This window comes from Bacillus sp. 05T22 (genome assembly GCF_056396765.1).
Genome location: NZ_JBFTMC010000142.1, coordinates 1 through 9,602 on the forward strand (window position 1 = coordinate 1; position 9,602 = coordinate 9,602).

The window sequence follows — 9,602 nt, forward strand, 5'->3', positions numbered from 1 at the left end:
GTTTGCCTGGTTCTTTTTTTCTTCGTTTATGCATGATTTTATACATGGTTGGTATAGCAAGGATTCTAGGGATCCCCGCTATTTCGTTTTTTCTCTTTTCTTGCATAAAATCTTGTATAAATTAAAAAAAGATTTTGATGCTGTTATCGAGAAGTAATGAGTATTCAATGGTAAAATCGAAATGTATTTCGAAATTAATTCGTTTTTAAAATCGGTTGTAAAATCAGTTGCAATTGAATTCCGATTTTGATTAAAATGTTGATTTAATCGTGTTTATGAGTGAAAAAATGTATTCCGTTTTTGGGGGAGGAATTAAAATTGGAACTAAAATCGGAAATGTATACACCGAAAATTGTTGCGGATCGTTTAGGGGTGACTCCCGATTTATTAAAAGTATGGTCAAACGAATTTAATATACAAACCGAGCGAAGTCAGGGAGGACATCGCAGGTACTCTAAGGAAAATATTGAAGAATTAAAAGCTATAAAAGAAAAAATACATGTACAAAAATGGTCTTACGATCAAGTTCGAGCATGGAAGAATGGAGAACTTGATTCGTTTGTTTCAAAAGAAGAAAAATCGGAATTAGAAAAAAAATTGGATGAAGTATTAGAAAATCAGCAATTACAAAATCAGTTCAATCAAGTACTGGTTCAAAAATTACAAGAGATTACGAATGAATTAGTTACTACAAAAGAGCATTTGGCTAATACTGAGAGAAAATTAACTGAAGTAGAAAGTAAAAATAGTGAATTAGAAGTTTTTATAGAGAAAAAATTAGAGAAACGGGATCAATTATTGCTTGAAAACATTAGAGATATACAGAATCAAAATCAGAAACAAAAACGGAAAGGTTTTTTCGGTTTGTTTAAAAATTAAATGTGGTTGATATTCTTTGTAGGGTTTTAATGTCGGAAAAAGAAGAATAGAAATATAGCATACATACAATAAGGGAATGCAGTACAGATCAGCATACAAGCATTCCCTTGCTATTAAAATGTTGTTTTTTAAGTATACTTTTATTTACATAAAACATTGGGTTTTATTATATAAAATATTATATTTAAAAAAAGTATTGCTATTTTTGAAAGCGCTTACTATAATAAGGGTACAGAGATTCACGAAATCTTAATATAAGAATAAAGGAGGAGATAACATGGAAATCGCAATGGCAGTTTTAAAATTTATAGGTGGAATTATTCCATTCGTACAAGAGCTTTTAAAAGCAGTAATGTAAGTTCATTATTCCGCAATTATTTATAAAAATTATCATACAAATGATCTGTATATCAAAAGTGAATTGATGTGTAGATCATTTGTATGAGCAATGTTTAAAAAAGAAAAAGAATCCCAAAATAAATAAGGGATTCTTTTTTTGATTAATATATTTGTTTTATCCCAACATAAAAAAATTGCTATATAATTATATTTATATATAATTATATGTAGATAATAATTATTATAATGATTGGGAGAGAAAGAAATGAAAAAATTAATTATTTCGGGTGTATGTGTAGCGGTATTTGGTACGACTTTTTTTGCGCAGAATTCTTTTGCTGAAACAACAAGTAATAACTCAAATCAGAATATAAAAGCAGCGAACGTTCAAACAAGTAGTTTTATAGATGTACCTCAATCGCATTGGGCGTATAAAGAGATTCAGTACATGGCTGATCATAATATAATGCTAGGATATGGTAATGGTTATTTTGGTGTCAAAGATAAAGTGACACGTGAAGAATTAGCAGTATTTTTATACAGAATGATTAAGATTCCTGACGGTCCTTATAAGAATCCTAAACCTTTCAATGACATAGATGGTTCAAATTTCAAAAAGGAAATTGTAGCAGTATACAATAATGGCATTTTTCCCTATCTGAAGGATGAAAAATTTGATCCTAAGCGTAATATAACAAGAGCGGAAATTGCAGTTGCGTTTAGAACTGCTTTTGGTTTGACTAAGAAATTTGATCATCAATTTGCTGATACGCAAGGTCACTGGGCAAGTGAAGAGATTAAAATTTTATATAGTAATGGTATAACTAGTGGTGTAGGCGATAACCAATTTGATCCAGAGGGGGTTGCAACACGTGAACAGTTAGCTATGTTCTTATACAGAGCTATCCCAGCGGCTTCAAAACCCCTTCAAGTAAACTAACTATTTAAAACCGACTCATACGAGTTGGTTTTTTCTTTGCAGGAATTTATAAAATATATGGGCATATTTCGAAATCTTAGAGAGAATAAAAAAGATATTGTTATATTCTTAAATCTGTAATATAATGAATTTATAGAATTCTTAATATTCAGAAATTAAAAGAGGAGGAAATAATATGGCAATCGCAATGGCAGTTTTATCATTTTTAGGTGGAGTAATCCCATTAGTAGCAACACTTCTAAAAGCATTCATGTAATAGAATTCTCTGTACTTATTTATAAAAATTATCATACAAATGATCTGTATATCAAAGATGAATTGATGTGCAGATCATTTGTGTGAGTAAACTTTAAACAAGAAAAAGAATCCCAGAAATCATAAGGGATTCTTTTTCTTTATGTAATTACGGCATTAATATGTTTGCTACCGAGAAGTAGTGTTATGTTAACTTTAAAATGGGGAGTAGCTCCCGATGGCAACGGGAGCTACAAAGGAATACCATGACATAAATTTTGAATTACTTTAAATACCTTATGCGAGTTTTATAACTTTAAAGTTGCCTTAGGTAAAAATAATTTACTTAATACAAAAATACATTTATTTTCTTTTTAAGTCAATGCAAATAAATATTTATCAAGATTAATCATGATAGTTAAATTAAATACAAAAGATATCTAGAACATTGTCTTTTTCTTCTTTATTGATACCAATATATTTGAGTGTAATTTTTGGTGTACTGTGATTGAGTATGTCTTGCAACATCGCGACATCTTTTGTTTGTTTATAAAACCAATAGCCGAAAGTTTTGCGCATGGTGTGAGTACCAATGGATTCTACACCGGCAAAATCTCCGGCTTTTTGCAATTGTCGATAGGCTTGGATTTTACTAATGGGTTGATTTCCTTTACGTGAAGGGAATAACCAGGTATTTTCTACTGTTTGGGCGTATTGATATACTTCGTCAAAAATAGAAGTAAGATTAATAATCCGTTCTTTCTTCGTTTTTCCCTCTTTTACTTTTAATTCTTTTCTACGTTTTCGTTTTAATTTTAAAATCATATGAGTCTCTAATTGAAGTAGATCACTTACTCGTAGACCTGTATTGATCCCAATCGTGAATAAGATGTAGTCTCTTTTTGAACAGTGACGTTTAAGAGCCCATTTCATATCTTCAATCTGATTTTTACTTCGGATGGGTTGGACATCAATGAGATGTGTTTTTTTGTTCATGTGTTTCTGTACCTCTTTATTTATATTGTTTTGAATGTATACTTTCCTTGATAATTTTGATGATATCAGGGGATTCGGTGTAAAGTCAATGTTTAAGGGTATTTGAATGTAAACTAATATTTAAAAGTTTACATTCATTTCTTAATAAATAAAAAGCACTTTTTAATGTTTTAAAAGTGCTTTAACTTGATGTTGATGTAACGGAACCTCTAGTATGTAGAAATTTAAAAAAGTCCCTTCATAATGTTAAAGGGACTTTGCTCACACAAATGATCTGCAAATCAATTCATCTTTGATATACAGATCATTTGTATGATAATTTTTATAAATAATTGCGGAATAATGAACTTACATTACTGCTTTTAAAAGCTCTCCTACTAATGGGATGATTCCACCTAAGAATGTTAAAACTGCCATTGCGATTGCCATATTATTTCCTCCTCTTATTTCGTATTAAGATATGATAATTTTTATAAATAATTGCTAAATAGTAAACTTACATAAATGCTTTTAAAAGTTCTTGAACGAATGGAAGTGCTCCACCTACGAATTTTAAAACTGTCATTGCGATTGTCATATTATTTCCTCCTCTTTTGTTGTTGCTAAGATGTGATTTATCTTTATGCTTTTATTATAGTAAGCGCTTACATTTATATCAATATATTTTTATATGTAATATTGCATATGGAGGGTAAGGTCACGAAATATCATATGATTTTTAAAGATTTAATCTGCTAATTTTGCATTATTTTACAATTTATTTTTGCTATATTTATTAGAAAAGGGGATGAATTAATGTTTAAATTTATAAAAGAAAAGTTAGCATTAATAGGTACTCTTTGTTTGTTTATTATTACTATTGTAAATTACACAGTAAATAACGAGACAGTAACTGGGATAGTTAGTATTTCATTATTTGTTCTTGTATTAATCTTATATATTATTTCTAGAAATACTAAACTTACAAATAATTAGAGGTAGTTGTATCATGTCTGTCAACGGTAAGCGGACAGAATGAAGCGGAAGCGAAATGAAGGAGCATTAAGGAGTTGACAGACTCACTATGCAACCCTCTTGTGGTTGTCAAAAGGTACCCTTTTGACCCTGCCAACCGGCGAGGGAGCCCCCTCAATATTGAGGGGGTTGGGGGTGTTTCATAAAGGGGTCAAGGGGGAAAGTTCCCCTTGTAGGTTTGGACAAAGTCCAAGGTGTTAACTCCCCCTTTTAAGGGGGCTGGGGGGTGTCATGCTAAGCATGACCAAGCATGTATTTGGGTACCAAATACGGAGCTTGCCTAATTACGACGATTACGATAAAATGGAAATATAAGGATACCATTTTATCGTGCGGATGACCTCTATAGATGGGCAGCCGCTGAGGAGGAATTACGTTGTGAGCGAGAACAGATCTGAGGCAAAACAAATTAAATTTCGGGTGAGCGAAGACGAGTTTCAACGGTTAACGCTTATGGCGGATAACGTTGGAATGAGTGTGCCGGCTTTCGTGAAAGCCAAGGCGCATGGGGTGAGAGTAAGACAACCGAAGATTGATAGAAAAGGAGCAATTGAAATTGCGAGGGAATTGAGAGCAATTGGTACCAATTTGAACCAAGTAACAAAGTGGTGCAATGCTCGAAAACAAGTAAGTGAACAAGAATTGGAACGATTAAATTACAACATAGAGCAAATCAAAAAAGGATTGGAAAAGGCATGGCAACAATTAAGCTAGGTAGTACAAAAAATGCGAATGCATTATTGAGGTACGCTGAGAAGCGTTCAAAAGCCTCCTGCGGTGTGAATTGTGATGTGGAGTATGTTAGGAGCCAAATGACAGCTACAAGGGAATTATGGGGCAAAAATGGCGGTGTACAAGCCCATCATGTTGTACAGTCTTTTAAACCAGGAGAAGTAACGCCAGAATTAGCAAATCAAATTGGGCAAGATTTAGCCAAGGAAATTGCAAAAGATCATGAGGTAGCAGTTTATACGCATACGGATAAAGACCATATACATAATCACATTGTCATCAATTCCGTAAATCTTGAGACAGGGAAAAAATATGTAGATAATGCGAAAAACCTTTATTTTATACGTGAGCAATCAGATAAATTATGTGAGCAGCATGACTTATCTGTTGTAAAAGAGCCATCAGCAAAGCAACGTTATCATCAAGCTGAATACGGTCTTGCCAAACGTGGTGAAATAAGTTGGAAGGATGAATTACGTCAAACGATTGACTATGTAAAAGATCAAACAACAAATCTAGAAGATTTTAAGAAGCTATTGCAACAAAAATTTGGTGTTGAAGTGAAAGAACGTGGTCAACATTTTAGTTTTAAACATCCTGATGTAGGGCGATTTGTAAGGGGGAAAACACTCGGCTTAAACTACGAAAGGGGTACGATAGAAAATGAGTTTAGTAGACAAATTGAATCAAGTGAAGAGCGACGAGTCAGCGAAACTTATACAAGAGTTGCAGAAGAATCTAGAGGACAATCAGAAGTTAATGGATCTACTGAAAGGGTACATCAGCGTACAGATGGACAGGGATACCAATATGAAAATGGCAACGAGCAAAGAATTGATAGCAATGCAGAAGACAAGCGAGGAAATACAGAAGGAGATGCTTTTAATTTTAGAAAAGCAAAGTCAGCTCTTGAACGTCAACAAAGAAATTCTACTGAAGACTTTGGAAAGTGGAAAAAGCGAGATGGCAGCAAACAACCAACAAACAGTCTATCATCTCCAAAACATTCAAAACAACCTAAACGGACAAATGGAAGAAATCAAGAAAGACATGGGACGCGAGATTCACAACATGAGCATAAAAGCACAAAAAAGATTACAAAAAGTCGAAGAAAAGAGCAATCAATTGATTTTGAACCTTAAAAAAGATACTTTAATGTATTTTTGGGTAGATGCTTTCAAATATGGATTAGCTACAAGTGTAGTTCTAATCCCCTTGTATTTCCTTATACGTTCTTTTTTTTCATCGATAGGGATGGAACTACCTTAAGTGATTAAAAACATTTTAGAAGAGTTTAAGAGTGGTTTTATTTAACAATAGATTTCATGTTATGATAAAAACAGAAAAACCGCCCTAGTCTTTGGCCGGACAGGCGGTCTTTCATAAACAGGTTGGAATCAACCAAAATATATTCTATATACATTCTAACATATAAAAGTTGATTCCTTCCACATAAGGGAGTGAATTATTTTATGACAAAAGTTGTAGATTTTGGACAAGCTGAAAAAAAAGCGAAATTAAGAGATAGTAAGATTGATAGTATTTATGATCAATTGCAAGCCGGTGGTTACTCAGAAGAAGAGAAAGCAATGCTTTTACAGTTATTAAGTAAAACAACTGGTGGAGATGAATATTTCATAGGGAAAAAGAAAAAACCTACAGATCGGGTGAGGTTTGTGCAGTTAATTATGGATAACGTTAATTATCTTACTGAAATTGAGTATTTGAGTAGCAAGGAAGAAGCATTTTTATTTAAACTTGCTCCATATGTGGAATTCAAAACTAACGTTATTATTCAAAAAATTGATAAGGACAATGTAGATACAACTACTCCAGCATCACCTACATATTTAGCTGAACGTTTTAAAATGGCAAGAAAAAATGTTTCTTTAACCATGAATGGTTTATTTAAAAAAGGGGTTTTAGGAGTTGCAGAAGCAGGAATAACAACAGAAGATGGTCGTGCATGCACAAGTCGTACATGGTTTGTAAATCCTAATATTATGTGTTGTAGTCCTAAAGATGGAATAGATAAAGCAACTCAGCATATTTTTAGAAATTCATTAAGAAACTTTAAAATTGATGAATCTAAGAAAAAATATAAATTACCAATCTATTTATTTTAGATGTCAAATTTTCATTGACATCTTTTTTTTATTATGATTTTCCTTTTTTTAGGTGTTACGAAAAAGTAACACAGGTGTTACGAAAAAGTAACACCTCACATGCTATAAACCCTTGGTATTACTGACTTTTTTTATTTGCTCTATCTCACTCTTATATATAGGGCTAAAAGTTCCGCAAGGAACGGGTTGTATTTTTGAGAAGCCCACTCAAAAATCTCCACCCTCAAAATAAAAAAAGTCGGTTCGTTCATCCTCACCTAAAGGCTAACGCCTTTCTTTTTTTATTTTGTCCTTGCAAAACTTTTTTCGGCTCGTGTGCTTTTCTCGCCAAGCCGACAGACAAAAAGCAAAGCAATGGTTCTCGACTTGGACAAGCAAGTATACGAGCCGAACCGCTTAGATCATTCGTTCCAAAATAGTCTTTATTCAAAAAATAGATACGTAATACGTGGGGTTTCGCCCCCACACGACGAGCCAGCACTCTAGCCAAAAAGCAAATGTAAGACCCAAAGACAAGAACAAACCACAAAAAAAGTCCTCCAGATTGTTTAACTGGAGGACTTTCGTGTTCACATAATTTTGATTATTAGAAGTTGCTCATTGTACATTAATTTTAGGATAAATGTTTCTTTCATTTTCTTGAATTTAAAAAGACATCTTCTCTAGTCGAAGATGTCTTTTTTTATGTGTTTTTTCAACAATACCCTATTACTTTCTTAACTTACTTTATCGTTTTGCCATCTTCGTCATGATGTGAAATGTATGATTCCATTTCATTTGTTGCTTCGCCGTTTAATTGGTGTGATACACCAAATGTTTTACCTTTCCCATCATTATTAATTGCAACGTTCATGTCATTTAACAATCTGGTCATATATTCATATGTTTTGCGCATGCTTTTACTGGTAGGCTTCCATTGTCCAACGAATTCTGTTTTCTCCATTGCTTTCCCCTCGGGATCAATGTGAGCTGTTCGATTAAATTGTTCATGATAAATTTCGCCTGCAAGTCCTCGTAAATTTTTAAAATCTTTTTCAAGGTCTGTGCCTTTAACTCGAATGTATCTTCCCATAACATCTAAAACAGACTTCGCTTTCAGATAGTAATCGTATCCTTCATCAAAATTTGCATCGGCACCTTTTGGGTCTGGTTGCGAAATTTTATCGACTTGATATGCAATCCAATCTTTCGCATTTGTGGGAAAATTGACCGCAGCCCCATCGCTATTCATCGATAAATCTTCCCATTCTTTATTTGGATCAGCAACGTTTTTAACCGTTTCCACCTTTGGGCTTGATTTCACTTTTTCGTTCGTTTTCGTCACTTCGCAAGCTGTTGATACACTTCCCATAACGATTATCGTTCCAATAGCTAGTAATATTTTAGATTTCATTTTTGTTCCTTCACTTCCTCCCATAATCTTTGTCTTATTTAACCATAACATAAAAAATCTGGATCCTTGTATTTACGGGTATGTGATCACATACCCCAAAAACATTTTTTTTGACTTGGTGTTGCTTTGCTCGATTTACAATAAATAAAAAGACAAAATTAAAACAAAAAAACTAGCCCTCGTAAGAGAGGCTAGTTAACGTAAAATTCGTTATTGGAAGTCAATTGAAATCATCCGGAGCCCAAACTGCTATCTTGTCTTCAGGAACAGCAACTAGTAACCAATCACTTCCACCATAGTTCCTTCCGTCACCTATCTGCCAGCATTCATAGTCTGGATGATGACCATTTACAAATAATATCTTTCCTGATTCTAAAGTGATAATAAGATGTGGAGAAACATCTCCTAATCGAATATCTACTATCTTCTCTCTCCTTATATCAATGACAGATTTCAATAGGTCTTCTTCTGTCTTTATCTCCATCTCTTTTTCAGATAATGGATATGTATCTGGGGTTTTCGAATATACGATCCATCTTGATTCGCAATGTAACCATAGCTGATCAGCATTATCTCTTCCATCATAGTGCATGAAATATAACAGAGAGTTATTAAGTCCAAATCTTATGCCGTCTATTTGACTTCCTACGCATAAACGCCTTAATACTTTCTCTGCAAATTCTTTTTCCTCTGTATTCATGTTTTCACCATCCTTTGTACATTTTTATTCGTTATATATTTATCAAACTTATGTAAAAGACCATGCATATTGTATACATATAAGGTTAACATAACGTCACATTATCGGTAGCAAGGAACCAGGCGGCGCCTTACTCTCTCAAGGGGTTTGCCTGGTTCTTTTTTTCTTCGTTTATGCATGATTTTATACATGGTTGGTATAGCAAGGATTCTAGGGATCCCCGCTATTTCGTTTTTTCTCTTTTCTTGC

10 protein-coding genes and 1 pseudogene are annotated in these 9,602 nt (G+C 33.3%); 7 read left to right on the forward strand and 4 right to left on the reverse strand.

Features of this window, described 5'->3' with window-relative positions:
- Positions 1-318: 318 nt before the first annotated feature.
- The 3 genes and pseudogenes from AC1DIT_RS25300 to AC1DIT_RS25310 all read left to right on the forward strand — a co-directional run bounded on the left by AC1DIT_RS25300 (position 319) and on the right by AC1DIT_RS25310 (position 2,158).
- Positions 319-879 carry a MerR family transcriptional regulator gene (locus AC1DIT_RS25300; protein WP_016132741.1) on the forward strand — a complete coding sequence of 187 codons (561 nt, stop codon included), beginning with the start codon at positions 319-321 and terminating at the stop codon, positions 877-879.
- A 177-nt stretch (positions 880-1,056) separates the two neighbouring features.
- Positions 1,057-1,237 (forward strand): annotated as a pseudogene (locus AC1DIT_RS25305) (hypothetical protein).
- 246 nt (positions 1,238-1,483) lie between these two features.
- Positions 1,484-2,158, forward strand: coding sequence for an S-layer homology domain-containing protein (locus tag AC1DIT_RS25310; RefSeq protein WP_016113404.1), 675 nt, complete (start codon positions 1,484-1,486; stop codon positions 2,156-2,158).
- Positions 2,159-2,815: 657 nt separating this feature from the next.
- Here AC1DIT_RS25310 and AC1DIT_RS25315 read toward each other — a convergent pair.
- Positions 2,816-3,388 carry a tyrosine-type recombinase/integrase gene (locus AC1DIT_RS25315; RefSeq protein WP_016113403.1) on the reverse strand — a complete coding sequence of 191 codons (573 nt, stop codon included), beginning with the start codon at positions 3,386-3,388 and terminating at the stop codon, positions 2,816-2,818.
- Between the two features lie 795 nt (positions 3,389-4,183).
- Here AC1DIT_RS25315 and AC1DIT_RS25320 point away from each other — a divergent pair.
- The 4 genes from AC1DIT_RS25320 to AC1DIT_RS25335 all read left to right on the forward strand — a co-directional run bounded on the left by AC1DIT_RS25320 (position 4,184) and on the right by AC1DIT_RS25335 (position 7,260).
- Entirely contained in the window at positions 4,184-4,363 is a 180-nt protein-coding gene (locus AC1DIT_RS25320; RefSeq protein ID WP_016132742.1) for a hypothetical protein, read from the forward strand.
- A 417-nt stretch (positions 4,364-4,780) separates the two neighbouring features.
- Positions 4,781-5,116, forward strand: coding sequence for a plasmid mobilization protein (locus AC1DIT_RS25325; RefSeq protein WP_016113394.1), 336 nt, complete (start codon positions 4,781-4,783; stop codon positions 5,114-5,116).
- The gene (locus tag AC1DIT_RS25330; RefSeq protein ID WP_016132743.1) at positions 5,098-6,276 is read left to right on the forward strand and encodes a relaxase/mobilization nuclease domain-containing protein; all 1,179 of its coding nucleotides are present in this window, start codon (positions 5,098-5,100) and stop codon (positions 6,274-6,276) included. Before AC1DIT_RS25325 ends, AC1DIT_RS25330 begins: the two co-directional genes overlap by 19 nt.
- A gap of 330 nt (positions 6,277-6,606) precedes the next feature.
- On the forward strand, positions 6,607-7,260 hold the full coding sequence (locus tag AC1DIT_RS25335) for a hypothetical protein (RefSeq protein WP_016113396.1): 654 nt from the start codon (positions 6,607-6,609) through the stop codon (positions 7,258-7,260).
- Between the two features lie 253 nt (positions 7,261-7,513).
- On the opposite strand, the gene AC1DIT_RS25340 is transcribed toward AC1DIT_RS25335, so the two are convergent.
- The 3 genes from AC1DIT_RS25340 to AC1DIT_RS25350 all read right to left on the reverse strand — a co-directional run bounded on the left by AC1DIT_RS25340 (position 7,514) and on the right by AC1DIT_RS25350 (position 9,353).
- A complete protein-coding gene (locus AC1DIT_RS25340; protein WP_016131591.1) occupies positions 7,514-7,789 on the reverse strand; it encodes a hypothetical protein in 276 nt (91 codons plus the stop codon).
- Between the two features lie 192 nt (positions 7,790-7,981).
- The gene (locus AC1DIT_RS25345; RefSeq protein WP_229165985.1) at positions 7,982-8,653 is read right to left on the reverse strand and encodes a hypothetical protein; all 672 of its coding nucleotides are present in this window, start codon (positions 8,651-8,653) and stop codon (positions 7,982-7,984) included.
- A 220-nt stretch (positions 8,654-8,873) separates the two neighbouring features.
- On the reverse strand, positions 8,874-9,353 hold the full coding sequence (locus AC1DIT_RS25350) for a hypothetical protein (RefSeq protein WP_016116871.1): 480 nt from the start codon (positions 9,351-9,353) through the stop codon (positions 8,874-8,876).
- Positions 9,354-9,602 lie beyond the last annotated feature (249 nt).